General features: G+C 61.5%; 19 protein-coding genes. All 19 read left to right on the top strand.

Annotation, left to right across the window (positions count from 1 at the left end; all coding sequences use genetic code 11):
* The first annotated feature begins 9 nt into the window (after positions 1-9).
* Entirely contained in the window at positions 10-1,563 is a 1,554-nt protein-coding gene (locus tag ACLQ3C_RS14045) for a class I adenylate-forming enzyme family protein (RefSeq protein WP_425705691.1), read from the top strand.
* A gap of 53 nt (positions 1,564-1,616) precedes the next feature.
* Positions 1,617-2,612: a PDR/VanB family oxidoreductase gene (locus ACLQ3C_RS14040; protein ID WP_425705690.1), complete on the top strand. Its 996-nt coding sequence runs from the start codon at positions 1,617-1,619 to the stop codon at positions 2,610-2,612.
* Positions 2,613-2,700: 88 nt separating this feature from the next.
* Entirely contained in the window at positions 2,701-3,525 is an 825-nt protein-coding gene (locus ACLQ3C_RS14035) for a mycofactocin-coupled SDR family oxidoreductase (RefSeq protein ID WP_425705689.1), read from the top strand.
* Positions 3,440-4,624 (top strand): LLM class flavin-dependent oxidoreductase, encoded by a 1,185-nt coding sequence (locus tag ACLQ3C_RS14030; protein ID WP_425705688.1) that lies wholly within the window; start codon positions 3,440-3,442, stop codon positions 4,622-4,624. Before ACLQ3C_RS14035 ends, ACLQ3C_RS14030 begins: the two co-directional genes overlap by 86 nt.
* The gene (locus ACLQ3C_RS14025) at positions 4,615-5,118 is read left to right on the top strand and encodes a Zn-ribbon domain-containing OB-fold protein (RefSeq protein WP_425705687.1); all 504 of its coding nucleotides are present in this window, start codon (positions 4,615-4,617) and stop codon (positions 5,116-5,118) included. The genes ACLQ3C_RS14030 and ACLQ3C_RS14025 overlap by 10 nt, the downstream gene beginning before the upstream one ends.
* Complete coding sequence (locus tag ACLQ3C_RS14020) at positions 5,115-6,266, top strand: thiolase C-terminal domain-containing protein (protein WP_425705686.1); 1,152 nt, start codon at positions 5,115-5,117, stop codon at positions 6,264-6,266. Before ACLQ3C_RS14025 ends, ACLQ3C_RS14020 begins: the two co-directional genes overlap by 4 nt.
* Positions 6,267-6,309: 43 nt before the next feature.
* Positions 6,310-7,503, top strand: coding sequence for an aromatic ring-hydroxylating oxygenase subunit alpha (locus ACLQ3C_RS14015; RefSeq protein WP_425705685.1), 1,194 nt, complete (start codon positions 6,310-6,312; stop codon positions 7,501-7,503).
* 4 nt (positions 7,504-7,507) lie between these two features.
* On the top strand, positions 7,508-8,479 hold the full coding sequence (locus tag ACLQ3C_RS14010) for a GNAT family N-acetyltransferase (protein WP_425705684.1): 972 nt from the start codon (positions 7,508-7,510) through the stop codon (positions 8,477-8,479).
* A gap of 115 nt (positions 8,480-8,594) precedes the next feature.
* Positions 8,595-9,794, top strand: a complete 1,200-nt coding sequence (locus tag ACLQ3C_RS14005) for a CaiB/BaiF CoA transferase family protein (protein WP_425705683.1) — start codon at positions 8,595-8,597, stop codon at positions 9,792-9,794.
* Positions 9,791-10,954 carry a thiolase family protein gene (locus ACLQ3C_RS14000; protein ID WP_425705682.1) on the top strand — a complete coding sequence of 388 codons (1,164 nt, stop codon included), beginning with the start codon at positions 9,791-9,793 and terminating at the stop codon, positions 10,952-10,954. The genes ACLQ3C_RS14005 and ACLQ3C_RS14000 overlap by 4 nt, the downstream gene beginning before the upstream one ends.
* Positions 10,951-11,406 carry a Zn-ribbon domain-containing OB-fold protein gene (locus ACLQ3C_RS13995; protein ID WP_425705681.1) on the top strand — a complete coding sequence of 152 codons (456 nt, stop codon included), beginning with the start codon at positions 10,951-10,953 and terminating at the stop codon, positions 11,404-11,406. The genes ACLQ3C_RS14000 and ACLQ3C_RS13995 overlap by 4 nt, the downstream gene beginning before the upstream one ends.
* Positions 11,403-12,548: an acyl-CoA dehydrogenase family protein gene (locus tag ACLQ3C_RS13990; RefSeq protein ID WP_425705680.1), complete on the top strand. Its 1,146-nt coding sequence runs from the start codon at positions 11,403-11,405 to the stop codon at positions 12,546-12,548. The genes ACLQ3C_RS13995 and ACLQ3C_RS13990 overlap by 4 nt, the downstream gene beginning before the upstream one ends.
* A gap of 75 nt (positions 12,549-12,623) precedes the next feature.
* Entirely contained in the window at positions 12,624-13,430 is an 807-nt protein-coding gene (locus ACLQ3C_RS13985; RefSeq protein WP_425705679.1) for an enoyl-CoA hydratase/isomerase family protein, read from the top strand.
* Positions 13,431-13,439: 9 nt separating this feature from the next.
* Positions 13,440-14,876, top strand: a complete 1,437-nt coding sequence (locus ACLQ3C_RS13980; RefSeq protein ID WP_425705678.1) for an aldehyde dehydrogenase — start codon at positions 13,440-13,442, stop codon at positions 14,874-14,876.
* A gap of 49 nt (positions 14,877-14,925) precedes the next feature.
* Positions 14,926-16,104: a thiolase family protein gene (locus tag ACLQ3C_RS13975; protein WP_425705677.1), complete on the top strand. Its 1,179-nt coding sequence runs from the start codon at positions 14,926-14,928 to the stop codon at positions 16,102-16,104.
* 50 nt (positions 16,105-16,154) lie between these two features.
* A complete protein-coding gene (locus tag ACLQ3C_RS13970) occupies positions 16,155-16,919 on the top strand; it encodes an SDR family NAD(P)-dependent oxidoreductase (RefSeq protein ID WP_425705676.1) in 765 nt (254 codons plus the stop codon).
* A gap of 45 nt (positions 16,920-16,964) precedes the next feature.
* Positions 16,965-18,113, top strand: coding sequence for an acyl-CoA dehydrogenase family protein (locus ACLQ3C_RS13965; protein ID WP_425705675.1), 1,149 nt, complete (start codon positions 16,965-16,967; stop codon positions 18,111-18,113).
* Positions 18,114-18,511: 398 nt separating this feature from the next.
* Complete coding sequence (locus tag ACLQ3C_RS13960) at positions 18,512-19,174, top strand: acyl-CoA dehydrogenase family protein (RefSeq protein ID WP_425705674.1); 663 nt, start codon at positions 18,512-18,514, stop codon at positions 19,172-19,174.
* 56 nt (positions 19,175-19,230) lie between these two features.
* Positions 19,231-19,998, top strand: a complete 768-nt coding sequence (locus ACLQ3C_RS13955; RefSeq protein ID WP_425705673.1) for a crotonase/enoyl-CoA hydratase family protein — start codon at positions 19,231-19,233, stop codon at positions 19,996-19,998.
* Positions 19,999-20,071 lie beyond the last annotated feature (73 nt).

The raw sequence follows: 20,071 nt of genomic DNA, 5'->3' as shown, positions 1-20,071 counted from the left end.
AATCATGTTGTGGCAGTACGAATCATCAACCAGTTCGGAGAGAAAATGAGTATGACCGTCAGTCACGCTGTGCGGTGGTGGGCACGTGAAAAAGCGCAACAAAAGGCGTTGGTGGTCGGTGCCGAAAGCGTGACCTTCGGCGAACTCGAAAACTGGACGAGTCGGGTCGCGCGTCATCTTGCTCAGCAGGGGATAGCTCCGGGAGATAGGATCGGAGTCATCGGGCGCAATAGTGTGAACTGGGCAATCGCTGCGATTGCGATCGTCAAGCTGGGTGCGGTGTTGGTCCCGATGAACAACCGCTTCAAGGAACGCGAGCTCGAGGTGGTAGTCGCCCGGACCACACCCCGGTTGGTACTCGGAGACGAATCGTTCGAGGCGACGTTCACCAATCTCGCGGTCGCCCATCCTGAACTGGCGTTCGAATCGCTCGAGTCTATCCGTGAGCTGGAAACCGGCGAGCCTGACACGTTCCGTCTCGACCTACAGCCAAACGACCCGATGATCATCATGATGACGAGCGGGTCAACAGGTCAGCCCAAAGGTGTTGTCTACACCAACGCGAGTGTCCTCGGGATGATCTTCGAGTGGTCGTTGATGGAGGAAACCGTTCGGCCCGGCGTCCGGATCTTCCTGCCCATACCGTTCGCGTTCGCGCCCGGAACGGTATGGGGACTGATGAGGACCATGACGCTGGGTGGCACATTGTTCTTCCAGGAGAAGTTCGATGCTGCGGATGCGGTTCGGCTGTTGCAGGACAACGACATAGACATCTCGCTGGGCGGACCGATCATCTACGAACAGATGTCGCAGACGCCAGAGTTCGAAAGCGCAGAGTTCCCTCGCCTCCGGACCGCGATCACCGGCGGTGCACGCGTTCCCGTCGACCTGTTGCAGAAGTGGATGAAAAAAGGGCTTCGAATCCGGCAGCTGTACGGGATGAGCGAAGTCGGTGGCATCACAACTGCCACAAAGGCAGAAGATGCATTCGATCACCCTGACACTTGCGGTCGGGGCGGGGTCTTCTCTGAGTTCCGTGTGGTTCGTGAAGACGGAACCGAGTGTGATCCGATGGAGCAGGGCGAGATTCTCTCTCGTGGGCCCGGGATGATGTCGCACTATTGGGATGACCCGACCCAGACAGCCAAGACCTTGGTCGACGGATGGATACGCAGCGGTGATGTCGGATTCACCACGCCCGACGGCCGGCTCAAGTTCATCGACCGATCAAAGGACCTCATCATCTCCGGTGGGATCAACATCTCGCCCGCGGAGATCGAGGGCGTCATCGGAAGAATGGACGGTGTCGATGAAGTAGTAGTCCTCGCCGCGAAAGACCAGAAGTACGGTGAGGTCCCCGCTGCAGTCGTCAAGATCAACGACGGGACGACGGTCCAGGACGTGCTCGACGAGTGCAACAAGCAGCTCGCGGATTTCAAAATCCCGCGGTACATCGTGGAACGAGTCGATCCACTGCCGAGACTTGCCCACGGCAAGATCTCCAAGATTGAAGTACGGCAAGAATATTCAGACATTCACACGCAATACACACGTGTGCGATAGCAACGCTGACAACGCAGGCGGTCAGGGATGCAGTTCTATCGGAAGGTGCCTACATGCACGAGGTTGAGGTCGCGGTGAACACGTCGTTGTCCAGCACGGGACGAATGAAAGTTCGAGTGACCAAGAAGAACGTCGTCGCCGACTCGATCGTCGAGTTGGTACTCGCTGATCCTGACGGCAACGATCTGCCCGCCTGGTCGCCGGGGGCCCACATCGGATTGTCCCTGGACGAGGGATTGGTACGGCAGTACTCGCTGTGCGGCGATGTGAAGGACCGCTCATCGTATCGGGTTGCGGTGCTTCGGGAACCCGAAAGTCGTGGCGGCTCGGTCTTTGTCCATGACAAGCTCGGCGTAGGCGACCTCGTCGACGTCATGGAGCCCCGCAACAACTTCGAACTCTTGCCGGCCGGTGAATTGCTCTTTGTGGCAGGCGGCATCGGGCTAACGCCTCTCATTCCGATGATCGCAGAGGCCGAGAGTCGGAGCGTCCCATGGCGGCTTGTATACGGTGGCCGGTCGCGGGGGTCCATGGCCTATATCGACGAGCTCGAATCGAGATACGGCACGCGCGTGACAGCGCACCCACAGGATGTCGCAGGAATCCTGCCCCTGGCAGCGATTCTCGACGATCTCGGACCTGACACACTCGTGTATTGCTGCGGTCCGGAGGGACTACTCGGAGCGATAGAGGCCGAATGCACCCGGCGGGACATCAGCCGGGCCCTTCATATCGAGAGGTTTTCGCCCAAAGAAGAGGATCCGGCACTCGCGGGGACCAATCAGACGTTCGAAGTCGAGCTCAAACAAGCTGGCGTGACGCTCGAGGTCCCAGCTGACAAATCCATCCTCGAGGTCGTCGAGGAGGCTGGGATCCCGGTCGACTCGTCGTGTCGCGATGGCACATGCGCAACCTGTGAGACCCACGTTCTAGAAGGGAAGTGTGATCATCGGGATTCGCTGCTGTCCGAGGACGAACGCGAATCGAATACGACGATGATGATCTGCGTCTCACGAGCACTCGGAAACCGAATTGTCTTGGACCTGTGAGGGTCTCGCGTGAACGACACCGTTCTTGAAACGTCAGATTTTAGGCGCATTCATGCGCGATGAGAGAACCAAAAGGAAGGTAGTAGAAATGAAGAGGTTCGAAGGAAAAGTCGCGTTCATCACCGGGGCAGCGCGTGGACAAGGGCGGTCTCACGCGATCAAACTCGCAGAAGAGGGCGCAGACATCATCGCCCTCGACATCTGCGATCAGATCTCGACGGTCTTTTACCCGATGGCGACAAAGGAAGACCTCGCCGAAACAGAGGAACTGGTCAAGGCTGTCGGCGGGAAAATCGTGACCTACGTGGGCGATGTCCGGCGGCGAGAAGATGTAGTCGAGGCGTACAAACTCGGTGTCGAGGCGTTCGGTCACGTCGATGTTGTTCTGCCGAACGCCGGAATCATGCCGGTGATTCCGCCGGGCGATGAGAATCAGGCCTGGTTCGACGGAATCGACACCTTGCTGACCGGAGTATGGAATGTGCTGGACGTGATCGTCCCAGGCATGATCGAGCGAGGCAAGGGCGGCGCCATTGTCATCACCAGTTCGACGGCGGGTCTGAGCAGCCTCGGGCTGAACCTGCTACCCGGACAGGCGGCATACGTTGCGGCGAAGCATGGCGTGGTCGGGTTGATGAGGCTCTACGCTCAGCAGCTAGGGCAGTACAACATTCGCGTCAACACGGTGCATCCATGCGGAGTGGACACCCCGATGGTCTCTAATGACGAGTACACAGCGTTCGCGGGCGCGAACCCGGAAATCGCTGCCAGTGCCCGATTCAACAACGCCCTTCCACAGAGGAAGATCGAAGCGATCGACATCAGCAATGCAATTGCCTACCTCGCTTCCGACGACGCCCGCTATGTCACGGGAGTCACCTTCCCCGTGGACGCGGGATTCTTGCTCAAGTGATCCAGACGGAACCGGGAGTGCAGTGATGGGTGTCGAAACGTGGACACTGATCCCGTGTGTCCCCAAGGTCGCGGCACGGGACGCGGCCCGCGCTGAGGCCGAGGGCTGGACCGGCGTCCTGCTCGCCGACTCGCAGAATCTGGCCGCCGAACTGGTGGTGGAGATGTCCGCGTGTCTGATGGCGACCGAGCGGGTCCGTGTGTCTCCGGGCGTGACGAACCCGGTGACCAGACACCCCGCGGTACTGGCCGGAGCCATGGCGACGCTCAACGTCGAATACGGCGGACGCGCTTCGGTCGAGATCGGCCGGGGTGATTCGGCGTTGGCTCATCTCGGCTTCGCGCCGATGAAGGTGGCGCCATTCAAGCGTTACGTCCAAGCCCTGCAAGGATTTCTCGGCGGCGGCGAAGTGCCGTTCAACCCCGAATTCGCGCCCGGGAACCTTGCCGGGATAGCAACACTCCGTCTCGGGGAAGAACCTGCGGCCAGCTCGCTCCGTTGGCTGCGACCCGATGCGCCCAAGGTTCCTGTGGCGGTCACCGCGACCGGACCGAAGGTCATCGCCCTGGCAGCTGAGGTGGCCGATGCGGTGACACTCTCGGTAGGAGCCGACCTCGAGCGGATCCGCCCAGCTGTCGATATCGCCCGCGCCGCTGTCACAGCGGCCGGCCGAAATGCGGACCAGCTTCCGCTGGGGGCATTCGTCAACGTGGCTGTGCATGACGACATTCGGACGGCGGCAGCCATCACCAGCGGCAAACTGGCCAGCTTCTCGCGGTTCTCCGCAATGCATGGGCGTGCGGTGAGTGTGTCGAACTCTGCCGACGCCGCGGAGATCGAACGCATTCGGGGCGCGTACAACATGAACTCCCATGGCAGCGCACAATCTGAACAGGCGCAGGAAATCCCGATCGAATTCGCCCAAAGGAATGCGGTCATCGGCTCCCCGGACGCCTGCCTGAAACGGCTCTGGGAACTGCGGGAGGCAGGGATCACCCGGTTCATGTTCGCGGAGGACTTCAGCCGGGTCGGTGACTCTGGTCTGGCGCACAAGAGATTGGTCGAAGAAGTGATACCGGAGGTCAATTCATGGGTGTGAGCACTCACAATCCTGCATCGAGTTCTGGCAACGGCGACGCAGTACCAACTTTCGAGCCAGTGCCGGTCGCACTTCCCGTCGGACCCCAAGACGAGGTCGAGGCACCACACTGGGAGGGGCTGAAGAACGGTGAACTACTCATCCAGCACTGCGCCAACTGCGGGCGCTGGATCTGGTCGCCGAGCTGGATCTGCCCGCAGTGCCACGAGTTCGATCCGCCCTGGCAGGCCGTCGATCCGGTCGGGGAGGTGTACACGTGGACCACGACACACCACGTGTTCCCAGCGTCCGTCGAATTCACCGGTCGAGTTCCGTACACGACAGCGTTCGTCAGCATCCCGTCGGCCGATAACCGACGGCTAATGGGGATCGTGGTGGGAGATCAGGAGATCGAGATCGGTACACCCGTGCGCGCCTGGATTCAGCCTGCCAGCGACCTCACGGGTGGTTGGCCAGTTCTGCGCTGGCGAAAAGTGGAAGGGGAACGACCATGAGCAAGCCATCGTTGCGCGGAGCGACCGCAGTGGTCGGTGCCGGGGGCACGAAATACTTCCGGCGCGGTGCCGGTTCTGCGGAGAAGAAGATGCTCCTTGAGGCCGTTGTAGCAGCGTGTCGAGACGGCGGGATCGATCCCCACGACGTCGATGGCTTCGCCAGCTACGGTGATGGACACGACGAAGGACCGGTACTGGCGACCAGTCTGGGAATCAAGGACTTCAAATTCTCCGTCATCTCTTCGGGCGGCGGTGGCGGGATCGCCGGGGCGATAGCGGCCGCCTCTGCTGCGGTGTACGCCGGGATTGCGAACAACGTAATCGTCTACCGCACGCTGGCTCAAGCCGAGAGCGGTCGACAAGAGTTCGTCAAATACCACTTCACGTCGATGTACCGAGCGCAAGGAATCGTCTCAGCTGTGCAGAGCGGCGCGCTCAAGAATCGCCGCATGCTCGACGGCGAAGGCGTCCCGGCCAGCGCCGTCGAGGCCTTTGTGCGGGCATCGTATTTCCACGGATCGCGCAACCCTGACGGCCTCGCATTCGAAAAGCCATTGAGCTCAGCTGATTACAACTCTTCGCGGATGATCGCTGATCCGAACCGTGTGTTCGACTGTTCGCGCGAGAGTGACGGCGCCTTCGCGATCCTGATCACCTCCGCTGAGCGAGCCCGGGGGCTGACGCCCACGCCGGCTTACATTCTGGCTGCAACGCAAAGCGGGTACGCTGAAGACGCTGGCAACTCCGAACCGTACGTCACGTCCGGGTTCATCCCGGGCGCGCGGCGCCTATGGGCGGAATCCGGCTACGGCCCCGAAGATGTAAAAGTTGCTCAGGTATACGAAAATACTGCAGGGCCAGCGGTATTGGCGATGATCGATCATGGTTTCACCGACTTCGAGGGCGCTGGCGAGTTCTTCACCTACGAGAATCTGATAGCCCCGGACGGCAAACTCCCCATCAATACCGCAGGGGGAAACGTCGCAGCCGGCTTTGTTCACGGAATGGGACTGCCGGTAGAGGCGGTTCGACAGATCAAAGGGCAATCACCCAACCAGGTTCAGGACGCGGACCTGTCCCTCTTCATCGCAGGCCCGCAGGCCCAACTCACCGGTTCTGTGCTCTTCGGGAGCGAACGAACCCTGTGAACAGCGAACACTTCAGCCCGCAAACCCAACGCAAGGAGTGAAAATGAGTGATCTCAAGCACGAGAAGCATCTCTCGGACACGCCCGAAGCCCGGAACGACAGGGTCAGAAAGGTGATCAAGCACCTCAAAGAAGGTACAACCGACTCCTTCGATGAGATCGCTCACATCTCACACAGCGAGTACACCGATCCGGCCCTGGCTGAGGCAGAAAGGGAATTGATCTTCGGTCGCGTTCCCTCCATCGTCGCGCACGGTAGTGAGATCGCCAACCCAGGCATGTTCATCACGCTGCAGATGCCGCGGAACAAGGTCATCGTGGTGCGGCAGAAAGACGGTTCTGTCAAGGCATTCGTCAACGCCTGCAGGCATCGCGGGGCGTTGCTCGAGTCAGAACCCTCAGGAAAATGCCGCCTGTTCTCGTGCCCGTATCACCGCTGGTCCTACGACACGGATGGATCGCTGCGCACGATCACCCGAGAGGACACGTTCGGCGACCTCGAGCACGATGACCTCTCGCTGGTCGAGCTACCGGCCGAAGAACGTCATGGGTTCGTTTGGGTGGCCGACTCCGCAGACGGCGCGATCGATGTCGCAGACTGGCTCGGACCCGACATGGACAGCATTCTGGCGAGCTACGAGATGGATCGGCTCGTCACCTACCGTGCGGAGATCTTCGAACAGCCGGTGAACTGGAAGCTCATGCAGGACGCGTTCCTCGACGGCTACCACATTCAGTACGCACATCCGAACACCGCTGGAAAGTACATCCACACCAATGTCTCGGTGGTCGAAGACTACGGTCGGCACTCCCGGTGGATCAAGCCGCGCAAAAGCATCGATCGGTGGATCGAGGACGATCCCGCCGATCGGCCGATGGAGAAGTACCTCATCGAGACGCACTTCATCGGGCCGAACAGCACGCTGCTGAAACAGCACGATCACTTCGAATTGCTGACGTTCCGTCCGCATCCGACAGATCCCAACCTCGGGTACATGGACATGAGGGTCATTCCGCCGCGCTCGGAGGACACCGAACTGGACGAAGAGGCGTGGAACAACCTTTGGGAAAAGAACTGGGACATCCTGCTGCGGGTCCTCCATGCCGAGGATTTTCCGATCTTGCGTGGTACGCAGGAAGCCATGCAGAGCAGCGACACCGGGCGAATGGTGCTGGGCAAGAACGAACTCGCAAATCACATCTTCCGGCGTGAGACACTCAAGCTCCTCGGAGCGTGAGGCAGTGGCCCACGAGAATCAGGCGGGACTGTCGACCGACCCCTACCTGATCGTCGAGTATGAGTGGCTCCGGTTCGTCGATGCTGATCTCCGAAAGTTGCTGGCCGACTTCGCCGAATCAGCGTTCATCTACGATCGCGAAGCCGGATTCACCCAGATCTCGGAGTTTCGGCGCGGTGGCACTGAAGACGGCCGGGGACTCAATCGTCACCTCGTTGTCTCCGTGACCGAACGCGACAAGGAACGTCGGATCGTTGGCTACCTGTCGATCGTGCACGTAGAAGACGGTGTGGGTACGGCGATCTTGGTTATCGATCCCGAATACCGTTCGCGGGGTATCGCGACTCTGCTGGCCGAAAAGCTCCAGGTGGAATCGCCGAATCCAGCTGACTGGTTCGATACCGGACTGTCGGGTCTGCAGTTCGCGGCCGCGGGCCCACACCCTGCCGCGGAGCGACTTGCGCGGCGGATGGGTGTGCCGGTCGTCGATCAGAGATGGTTGCTGATCCGATCACTTCGGGGTCCCGTTGCGCATCCCGCTCTATTCGGCGGTGCCAGGGTCGACGTGAGCGAGAGCGATGAGGATCCCGATGTCTCAGGACCCCGTGAACATACGCGGGTTCTACTCGAAGATCACCCGCAATTCGCGCGCGCAGAGAAGATTGTGCGCCGCGAATACTCCGTGACCGACGACAAGCCGCTCTCGGCCATCGTGCGGTACTCATTATTCGCGGACGGCGTCCCCTCACGTCTGGCGTTCATCGAATTCGGCCGCAGCTCATTGGCGGAGGCCCGCGAGCCCGCGATCGAAGCGCTCATCGACGCTGCGACGAGCGACCTGTGGAGTGCGGGCGTGAAGGCGGTCCTCGCGTCCGTGGACCCGAATGACGGAGTAGTTGTGCGGACGACGCGACGACGTTACTTCCAGCACGATCAGACGGATTTGACCTTCGGAATCGACGTCAAGCCGAACTGAGTCTACCGACTGGTTGATCTTTGCTTGCTCATCTGCCTAAAATCGATATAGATATCGAAATTGGGGGGTGGACCACTGTGGTGCCACGCCTGAGATTTGGACAACGGAGATAGTGATGACGTTTTCAGCGCCCGCCGGCGACAACGGGCCCAGCCGGCCCCTGACTGGCTATCGCGTGATCGATTTCAGTCAGATCGTGGCGGGCCCGATGGCCGCCATGGTGCTCGCCGACCTTGGTGCCGAGGTCATCAAGGTCGAACCGCCATCGGGAGATGCGTCACGTCAGCTCGGGAGCAAGCCCGACCGCGGCTACTACGGCATGTTCGACACGTTCAACCGGAACAAGAAGTCTGTTGTCATCGACCTTCAAACCGATGCTGGACACCGACATGCACTGGCACTGATCGACCAGGCCGATGTCATGATCGAGTCGTCGCGAGTAGGGGTCATGGACCGACTCAAGCTCGGTTCCGAGGCAGTGCTCGAACGCAACCCGTACCTGATCTACGTATCCATCACCGCTTATGGCGAGCGTGGACCGAACGCGCAGCGCGGGGGTGTGGATGTGGCCATCCAGGCTGAAACCGGATGGATGTCGATAACCGGTGAGCCTGACGGCCCGCCCACCAAGCTCGGGGCCGTGCCCATCGACGCGGCAACCGGTCACATCGCCGCACAGGGTGCACTGGCTGCGCTCCTCGCTCGCGAGCGGGGTGGCCGCGGCGAGGTGGTGCGGGTGTCACTGTATGACGTCGGCTGCCATCTGCATGCGCACGACTTCACGGACTACCTCACGATGGGGTGGCTCGCCAAGCGGACCGGCAACTTCCCGGCGGCGACAACTCCGTCCGGGGTGTATCAGACCGCAGACGGGACCATGGTCCTCTCCGCCTACATGCCGCATCACTGGAGGGTTGCTCTCGACATTCTCGACGACGAGTCTCTTCGCAACGACCCGAGGTTCGAGACGATGAAAGACCGCGTGCTGAATCGAGATGCGTTGTTGCCCGCGCTGCAGGCGATTCTCAAGACGCGTACGACAGCCGACTGGATGAGCCGGTTCAGTGCTGCACGCATCACGTCCGGTGTGGTGCGCAATACGGGCGAAGCGGCCGAATCGGACCAGTTTGCCGCAAGCGAGATGGTGGTCGACATGAGCGACGGACAAAGAAGGGTTCGGTCGATCCGAACTCCGGCACGATATGAGTCGTTCGATGTTCCGAGTCCGATACCGTCGCCGGCACTGGACGCCGATCGCAGTACCGTCCTGGCCGATCTGGTATCGGTCGAGCCGGCTCCGGAGCCGGTCGAATGACGCAAGAGGTGGCCATCGCGGGCCTCGGTCTCACAGATGTCGGCAAAGTGTACGGACGCTCGGCAGCATCATTTGCGGCCGAGGCGATTCGAACGGCCGTGGAGGATGCCGGCCTCGGGCTCGCCGACGTTGATGGCTTGCTGGTCAGCTCTGGCAAGTCCAGCGGCGTCGACCTGAGTCTGGCGGAGGGTCTGGGACTGTCGAATCTGTCGCTTCTCGCCCAGGTGAACGCCTTCGGGGCATCCGCAGGCGCCATGGTTCAGTCGGCCGCAGCCGCCGTCAATTCCGGCGTCGCCACCACCGTTGTCTGTGTCTTCGCCGACGCTCCGCTGCGGGAGAATGTTGGTGCCGCCGCTTCCTACTCGCGTCGAGCAAGCAAAGGACAGAGCGCGCTCCTGGTCGCCAGCGGAATAACCAGTACGACTGCCTATTACGCACTGGCCGCTCGTCGCCACATGGAGGCGTTCGGAACGACCTCGAAGCAACTCGGTGCCATCGCGGTGTCCCAGCGTGAGTGGGCTATGCGGAATCCGATCGCACAGATGCAGAAACCGATCACCATCGACGATCACCAGGAGTCGCGCTGGATAGTCGAACCACTTCACCTGCTCGATTGCTGTTTGGTCTCGAATGGTGGAGCTGCTGTCGTGGTCACGACCGGGGAACGGGCCAGGACCCTGGCGCAGGCACCTGTCTACGTTTGGGGTTCGGGCCAGGGCCATCCCGGCTACTCCTGGGAGAAGGGTAGCGACTTCGGGCTCACAACGGGCGCAGTCCAATCGGGCCGGGCCGCGATGGAGATGGCCGGTGTGAGCGTCGACGACATCTCGATTCGTGAGATCTACGACTGCTACACCTACACGACGTTGGTCTCGTTGGAGGACTACGGATTCTGCGCGAAGGGCGAAGGCGGCGAGTTGGCGTCATCTGGTGCTCTCGGACCCGGCGGGTCGCTTCCGACGAACACTGGAGGTGGACAACTGTCTTCGTTCTACTTATGGGGATTCACTCCGCTGAGCGAGGCAATCATTCAGGCCCGTGGCCATGGCGGAGAGCGGCAGGTGCGCGAGAACGACTTGGTTCTCGTCAGTGGAAACGGCGGTATCTTGCAACATCATTCAACGCTCATCGTCAGCCCGCACTCCAAGGCGGGCCGATGAGCGGCGACAGTGGCGTGGAGCGATCTCCGTACGTCACGGTTCATCGGAGCGAGTCGTCGGCACCGTTTTTTGACGCTACCGCTCACGGTGAACTGCTAATCCGCGAGTGTTCCTCATGTGGGCACCTGCGGGCTGCACGGCGGGGCACGTGTCGCCAGTGCGGTCACGAAAGTTTCGAGTACCGACCAGCCGAAGGCACCGGGACGGTGATCAGCTGGGCGATCAATCCTGGTTCAACGAAACGCGAACCGTCGACTCCGATGGTGTTCGGACTGGTGGAATTGAGCGAGGGACCCTGGCTCGAGTCGTTGCTGATCGGCATCGCGCCCGAGGACATGTGGGTGGGACTGCCGGTTGCGGTGAGATTCGTGCGGGGAGTGGAAGGCGAATCCTTTCCCGCTTTCGGTCCAGATGCAGCAGGCGACGACCGCCAGGCAGGAGATCGTCGATGAGGAGATCAGTCTACGGCGACGACCACGATTCCTTCCGAAAGTCCCTGCGGGACTTCGTCGATCGCGTGGTGGAACCGAACGCCGAAACAATGATCGAAGACCGACGGATTCCACGTGACATCTGGCGCAGAGCCGGAGACAACGGCTTTCTCGGCCTGCAGGTTCCAGAGCAGTACGGTGGTGGAGAAGCCTCGGACTACCGCTTCACCGCGGTCCTCATCGAAGAACTGTCTCGATCGAGCGCCGCGCTGGCGTCGGCATTCTCGATACATTCCGATATCGTCGCGCCCTACCTGGTGGACCTGACGACCGATGACCAGAAGCACCGATGGCTGCCCGGATTCTGTGCTGGGGAGATCGTCACCGCGATCGGGATGACAGAGCCCTCCGGGGGTTCGGATCTAGCTGCCCTCAAATCGACCGCGATTCGTCAAGGTGACGACTGGATCCTCAACGGCAGCAAAATATTCATCACCAATGGTTTTCACGCAGATCTCGTGATCGTCGCGGCGCGAACGAGACCCGACAAAGGATCCAAGGGAATCACGTTGTTCGGAGTCGAGAGTGGAATGCCGGGCTTCGAGCGCGGCCGCAAACTCAAGAAGGTCGGTCAGCCCGAGGCCGATACAGCTGAACTGTTCTTCTCGGACGTTCGTGTCCCGAGCGCAAATGTCATCGGTGAAGTGGATCGCGGATTTGTCCACATGATGGAGCGGCTGCCGCAGGAACGTCTCGGGGGAGCGGTGTCGAACATCGCCCACGTCGTGCCCATCTTCGAGGACACTATCGAATATATCAAGCAACGCAAGGCATTTGGGAAGTCCATCGGCTCGTTGCAATGGAACAAGTTCCTGGCTGCCGACCTAGCTACCCGCATCGATGTGACCCAGGCCTATATCGACAACTGCATCGCCGCTCACAGCGCCGGAGAATTGACGCCCACCGACGCGGCCAAGGCGAAATGGTGGTCGGCGCAAGTTCAGAACGACGTGCTCGATGCCTGCGTGCAGCTATACGGCGGCTACGGGTACATGACCGAATACCGAGTCGCCCGCGCTTGGATGGACGCTCGTGTGACAAAGATCTGGGCCGGGTCGAACGAAATCATGAAGGAACTCATCGGACGGGATCTGGGACTTTGACCGCTGCGAAAAGTGTGTGCCACCGCGACCCTTCGCGCGACGTCGCCGAAGGTCGCCACGACAGAGGAGTCGACAGTGAATGAACCGTCGAACACCGAAAAGGCTACTGACGCACTAGGGGGGTCGGCAGGTACGGTCGAACTTGACGTTGCCTCGAACCATGTCGCTGTAATCGAGTTCAACAATCCGCCGATCAATTACTTCGATGCCGACCTGATCACGGCCATCGCCGATGCGTGCGATTCCGCCTATCGGCAAGACGCCCGCGTGATCATTTTGCGCAGCGGCGGAACCGTCTTTTGCGCAGGAGCAGAGTTCGGCCTTCAGCCGGCATCAGAGATGGACCCCGCACCGCTCTATCAGGTCGCATTGAGGCTGTTTCGGCAGCCGCTGCCGATGATCGCCGCGATTCAAGGTGCGGCCATCGGCGGCGGACTCGGGCTGGCGCTTGCCGCAGACTTCCGTATCGCCTCCACACAGGCGAAGTTCTCGGTGAACTTCGCCCAGATCGGGATCCACCATGGTTTCGGATTGTCTGCAACGTTGCCGAAAGTGGTGGGACAGCAAGAGTCGATGAACCTGCTGTACACCGGCGAGCGGATCAAGGCACCGCGAGCACACCACGTCGGTCTCGTCGACCAGATCTGCGAACCGGACGAATTGGCTGCCGCCACGCGCGACTACGCCGAGCGGATCGCCGGGGCCGCACCACTTGCAGTGCAGTCGATCAGGCGCACCCTGCGAGGGGGTCTGGCCGACGAGGTTGCGGCGGCGGTAGCGCACGAGCGTGCCGAACAGCGCAAGCTCTTCCTGACCGACGACTTCGCAGAGGGTGTCGCAGCGGTTGGCGAGCGACGACCCGCTCACTTCAACGGACAATGAGGGAACAACATGATTGAACGAAGCGAACTGTTCATCAATGGCGAGTGGACTCGGCCGGTCGACGGCGAGGTCACCGACGTCGTCGAGGCGGCGACAGAAGATGTGATCGGCCGGGTCGCACTTGCCGGACCGGCCGATGTCGACCGCGCGGTCGCGGCAGCAGAGGAAGCCGGGCGCGGCGAATGGGGATCGCTCAGCGACAACGATCGCGCCGATCGGATCGAGGCCTTCGCGGACTCGGTCAAATCCCGTGCCAAGCAGACTGCGGAACTGGTCAGTCGTCAAAACGGGATGCCGATCAAACTCTCCACCGGCGCAAACGGACATCTGCCCGCAATCCTGCTGAACTATTATGCCGGTCTGATCAGGGATCGCCAGGACGATGTGCGGCCAGGCGTGGGTGGCACCAGGACTCTTGTTCGGGCCATGCCGATCGGTGTGGTGGGAACCATCACGCCGTGGAATTACCCGCAGGCGCTTGCGGCCATGAAATTGGCTCCGGCGCTGGCCGCCGGTTGCTCGATCGTGCTGAAGCCACCGCCCGAGACAGCGCTCGACGCTTTCACGTTCGCCGAAGCAGCACTGGAAGCGAATCTTCCTGCCGGTGTCATCAATATCGTGCCTGGGGGTCGCGAAGCTGGTGCGCGTCTGGCGGCGCATCCTGGTGTCGCGAAGATCGCCTTCACCGGTTCCACAGCGGCGGGTCGAGCGATTGGTGCCGAGTGCGGACGCCTGCTCAAACCCGTCACACTCGAGCTCGGCGGCAAGTCCGCGGCCATCCTGACTGAGGACGTCGACCTCCAGCAATACTTGACGGCCCTGCCCAGGGTCTCCCTTCCCAACTCTGGCCAGACATGCCATTCGAGTACCCGAATTCTGGCCCCCCGCAGCCGATATGGCGAGATCGTAGATGCGATCACCGACACCGTCAGCGGACTTAGGATCGGCAATCCGCTCGAGCGTGAGACCCAGATCGGACCGATGGTGAGTGCGGCGCAACGCGAACGTGTCCTCGATTACATCGCGATCGGAAAGGGTGAGGGTGCGCGGTTGACCACCGGTGGATCGCGTCCCTTCGATAGTGATCGTGGTTGGTTCGTCGAACCGACCGTATTCGCGGATGTGGACAACACGATGCGTATCGCCAGGGAAGAGATATTCGGCCCGGTGCTCTGCGTGATCCCGTACTCCGATGAAGACGAAGCCGTGGCCATCGCCAACGACTCTGACTACGGTCTGGCCGGGACGATCTGGACGGCTGACGAACAGCACGGTGTCGAACTGTCTCGGCGGATTCACACCGGATCGATCGGAGTGAATCACTACGGCCTCGATCCGGCCGCACCCTTCGGCGGAGTCAAGGCCAGCGGTTACGGCCGCGAATTGGGACCCGAAGGCTTGGCTCCCTACATCTCCACACAATCGGTCTATCTACCGGCCGGGTGACACCGATGTCCGCCCGCCATACGCCACCCATCTACTACGGAGGACCGCAATGCCCCGCGCTGTGATCGTCGATGCAATTCGCACACCCATCGGAAAAGGAAAGGCGTCCGGTGCGCTGGCCGGGGTCCATCCCGTAGACCTGTTGGCCCAGTTGCTGAAGGGCCTGATCCAGCGAAACGGAATCGGTGCAGGTTCCGTCGACGACGTGGTGATCGGAAACGTCACCCAAGCCGGCGAACAGGGCGGCACCCCGGCACGGCAGGCCGCGCTCGCGGCCGGATTTCCGGTGACGGTTCCCGGCGCGACGGTCGAGCGCAAGTGCGGTTCGGGACAACAGGCGATCGAATTCGCAACCTATGCCGTGATTGCCGGTGCGTACGACATCGTGATCGCCGGCGGTGTCGAATCCATGAGCCGGGTTCCCATGGGATCCAACCGCATGGATGCCGACGTGTACGGTCCCCTTGTCAACAAACGATTCCCGCAGTTGACATCTCAGGGAATCGCGGCGGAATTGGTGGCCCAGAAGTGGGGGTTCTCCAGGGAGCAGCTCGACGAGTACTCGGCCGAATCGGCCACCCGAGCAGCCAAGGCCCGAGCCGACGGAAGGTTCGAGCGCGAGATCTACCCGATCGCCACGCCTGAAGGATTCGTGGACACGGACGAGACGATCCGGGAAGGTACGACTGTCGAATCGCTCGGGAAGCTACGGGCCGCGTTCGCAACCGAACAGACTCAGAGTCGCTACCCCGGACTCGACTTCAAGATGACCGCCGGGAACTCATCGCAGATCTCCGATGGCGCAGCGGTTCTGCTGATCATGTCGGAGGAGAAGGCACAGGCTCTGGGGTTGCGGCCGCGGGCGATCATTCATTCCTCGGCGGTCGTCGGCGATGACCCGGAATTGATGCTGACAGGCCCGATACCGGCGACGCGGAAAGTCTTGGCGAAGTCGGGCCTCTCGGTCTCGGATATCAGCGCATTCGAAGTCAACGAGGCTTTCGCGCCGGTGCCCTTGGCATGGCAGGCTGAGATCGGCGCGCCGACGGAAAAACTCAACGCGGTTGGCGGTGCCATCGCGTTGGGGCATCCCCTCGGCGCATCAGGTGCACGCATCATGACGACACTGATCCATCACCTCGAACGAACTGGAGGCCGATACGGTCTCCAGACGGTATGCGAGGCAGGCGGAATGGCCAACGCAACGATCATCGAAGTGCTTCAGTAGCGTGCGCCACTCATGTATTGCACAACAACGTAGTTGATGAGGAGAAACTGATGGATATCTCGAACGGATCTGCACTGGTCACCGGAGGCGCATCTGGTCTCGGACTTGGGACGGTGAAGACGTTCGTCGCACGCGGTATCCCCGTGGTGGCTGTGGATCTGCCGACCTCTGCCGGCGAGCGAGTCGCCAAGGAACTCGGCGATCTCGTCCGGTTCGTGCCTGCCGACGTGACGGATACCGAGGCGTTCAGTGCAGCTCTGGATGCTGCTGAGGCCATCGCGCCGCTTCGTGCAGTGGTGCACTGCGCGGGTCGCGGCGGCACCCTTCGCGTCCTCGACAAGGATGGAGGTCCAGGCGACCTCGATCTCTACGAGGCGGTCGTGCGTACCAACCTGATCGGCAGTTTCAACGTCCTACGTCTGTCGGCGTCACGGATGGTTGCCAACGACCTCGTCGGCGAAGAACGCGGGATCATCGTCCTCACGGCGTCCATTGCCGCGTGGGAGGGTCAGATCGGGCAGATGCCCTACGCATCGTCCAAGGCCGGGATCGTCGGGATGACCCTGTGCGCGGCGAGAGACCTTGCACGCAAACAGGTTCGAGTGGACGCCATCGCGCCCGGTATCTTCGACACGCCCGGGCTGGGCCGGCACTCGCAGGAGGTCCGTGACGGGCTGGCGGCGCAGGTTCCCCATCCCGCGCGTATGGGAGTTCCAGCTGAGTTCGGACAACTCGCGCTCGCGATCATCGACAATCCGATGATCAACGGCGAGACCATCCGCATCGACGGCGCAATCAGAATGGCCGCACGATGACATGGGCATACGTCCCGGCGGCCGCCCACCGGGAAGGACCGTCCAGTGCGTAAGACACTAGTTCCCAAAGCGTCGCCTCCCAGTGCTGCGCTCGGAGTGCTGCGCAGCGAAGTACGGACGTTCCTGCGACAGCAACGAGAAGACGGGTTGTTCACACCTCGATCGGACTCGTGGGGAGACGGTTGGGCCCCCGATTTCACCAAAGCTCTGGCCGATCGCGGCTGGGTGGGCATGACGATCCCCGAACAGTACGGCGGTCCCGGGCGGAGTTTTGTCGAGCGGTTCGTGGTGACCGAGGAGCTGCTCGCAGCGGGTGCGCCAGTGTCGGCACATTGGGTCGCCGACCGTCAGGCCGGTCCCTCTCTACTCAAAGTTGGTACAGAGGAGCAGAAAGCACGCTACCTGCCGGCCATCGTGCGTGGAGAACTGTTCTTCGCCATCGGCATGAGTGAGCCCGGTTCCGGCTCCGATCTCGCCAGCGTCCGGACCAACGCGGTCCGAACCGACGGTGGTTGGCGGGTGTCGGGAACCAAGTTGTGGACGTCGGGGGCTCACCGGGCACACCTGGTATTCGTCCTCGCTCGTTCTTCTCCCCTCGATTCGGCCCATCGACACTCGGGACTGAGCCAGTTCATCGTCGAACTCGATGCACCCGGAGTCGAGATCCGGCCGATTTTCAACATGTCTGGCGCCCATCACTTCAACGAGGTGGTTCTCGAGAACGTATTCGTTCCTGACGGTCAGGTGCTCGGAGAAGTGGGGAGTGGTTGGCAGCAGGTGACCTCGGAGTTGGGGTTCGAGCGATCGGGTGCCGAGCGATTCCTGTCGACCTTCGCGCTGCTCGCCGAGGCAACAGATGAGATGGCCGACGAATCTTTGCCGCGCGACGCCCGCCTCGGCGGCATCGTCGCGAGAATGTCGGCCCTGCACAACATGTCGTTTGCGGTCTCCCAGGCGCTCGAACGCGGAGACAACGCCGAGACCGCCGCATCGCTGGTCAAGCTTGTCGGGACCAAGTTCGAAGGCGACATAGCAGAATTCGTGGACGACCTGAATCCAGCCGAAGCACAGCATGACCCAGAGTTCGACACGTTGCTGCGCAGCAGTTTGATGAACCGGCCCGGTTTCACCATCAGAGGCGGGACCACAGAGATCATGCGTGGCGTGGTCGCTCGAGGATTGGGGATGCGCTGATGAGCTCGACAGATGTACAGGTCGACGACGACCTCTCCGATTTGATCTCACTGGCTGACGAAGTGTTTTGCTCCAGTAATGACGATGCGAACCGCGAGCCCTCCGACGTCCAACTCGATCGTGCCCTCTGGGACACCCTGAGTGAGTTGGGCCTTGCGCGACTGACCGATACCGAAGCGCGCGGAGGTAGTGGCGCCGGGTGGCGCGAGGCGGCCGTGGTCCTACAGGCAGCCGGTGGATCGGGAGCCAAGGTGCCCATCGCCGAGGACGATCTGTTGGCGCGCTGGCTTCTGCGGACTGCAGGTCTGGAGGCCAGTGACACAGAGATCAGGACGGCCGCACTATTCGAGTCGGACGGGTCGGCGCGACACGTTCCCTGGTCGGGACACGTGGATCGAGTGACCGTGCTGTCGAAAACCGACGCGGGCGGACAGCCGGTGTGGTCGGTCTTCGACGCACCCCAGACGGACTTCCAGACCACCCGAACGGCCACCAATTTGGCCGGGGAGCCGCGACACAGCCTCATGCTCAGCGACCTCAGCTCCCGCGAGAAGACAAGGGTGGACGGCGACGTGGCAGAGGAGTTCCTGCTGCGCGGAGCTCTTGCCCGGAGCTTGCTGATCGTCGGGGCGATCGATCGTGCGTTGGCGATCAGCGTTGAGTACGCCGCGGTGCGCGAGCAGTTCGGACGTCCCTTGGCGAAGTTCCAGGCAGTGCAGGCCTTGGTGGCTGACATCGCATCAGAAGCCGCTATCGTTCATGCCGCGGTGGACGCCGCCGTCGCACTCGTCGAGAGGGAAGGCTTCACCCACCCCCGTGCGGGCTTCGCTGTTGCCGTCGCCAAATCCACTGCGAGTCGCGCTGCGACAATCTCGGCACGCAACGCCCACCAGGTTCTGGGTGCGATCGGTTTCACGTACGAACACGAGTTGCATCGACACACTAACCGGATGCTCTCGTGGCGTTCAGAGTTCGGCACGGTTCGTCATTGGGACGATCGATTGACAGAACTCGCTCTCGCTGCCGGTTCGGCCGGCCTCTGGGCCCTCATCTCCGACTGACGTCGGAATTCGATCCCCGAAAGACAATCCGGACAAGAACGAACAGGAGTACAGACATGGCCGATAGCGAAGTGATAGTCGAGAAGATCGACAAGACGCTCGTCATCAAAATCAATCGCCCAGGGGCCCGCAACGCGGTCAATGGCGCGACCGCTCGAGCAATCGCAGAGGCGGTCGACGAGCTCGATGCTTCCGATGACGTCGCCGTCGGCGTGTTGACAGGAGAAGGTGGGACTTTCTGTTCTGGAATGGATTTGAAAGGATTTCTCACCGGCGACCGGCCGTCGATTGAGGGCCGAGGATTTGCCGGCCTAGTCCAGGCGCCGCCACGAAAGCCGCTCATCGCGGCCGTCGAGGGATACGCACTGGCGGGCGGTTGCGAATTGGCCCTTGCCTGCGACATGGTCGTAGCGGCCGACGATGCCAAGTTCGGTCTCCCCGAAGTCAAGCGAGGCTTGGTCCCCACAGGGGGCGGAGCTCTTCGGCTCCCCAAACAACTGCCGTACCACCTGGCGATGGAATTGCTCCTGACCGGAGAATGGTTGACGGCAGATCGCGCTCATCACTTCGGTTTCGTCAACCGGTTGACACCCGCCGGCGGCTCGCTCGATGCGGCCTTGGAAATAGCTGCCACGATCTCCGCAAACGGACCACTGGCAGTGGAAGCGATCAAACGGATCGTCGTGGAATCTCAGGACTGGTCGGACCAGGAGGCATTCAAACGGCAGCGGGAGATCTCCGATCCCATTTTCGGTACCGCCGACGCCAAGGAGGGTGCCCGAGCCTTCGCCGAAAAGCGTTCTCCTGTTTGGGTGCGTGCCTAGCCTCGGCCTTTCACGCTAATTGCGTGTCGTGAATGAAGAATGGTGCCCTGACCTGGGATGATTTGACTTGCGA

The sequence above is a fragment of the Gordonia sp. DT30 genome (assembly GCF_049844915.1).
GTDB lineage: Bacteria > Actinomycetota > Actinomycetes > Mycobacteriales > Mycobacteriaceae > Gordonia.
Note: the sequence above shows the minus strand (reverse complement) of the source record. Positions and strands in the feature narration are given on the sequence as shown.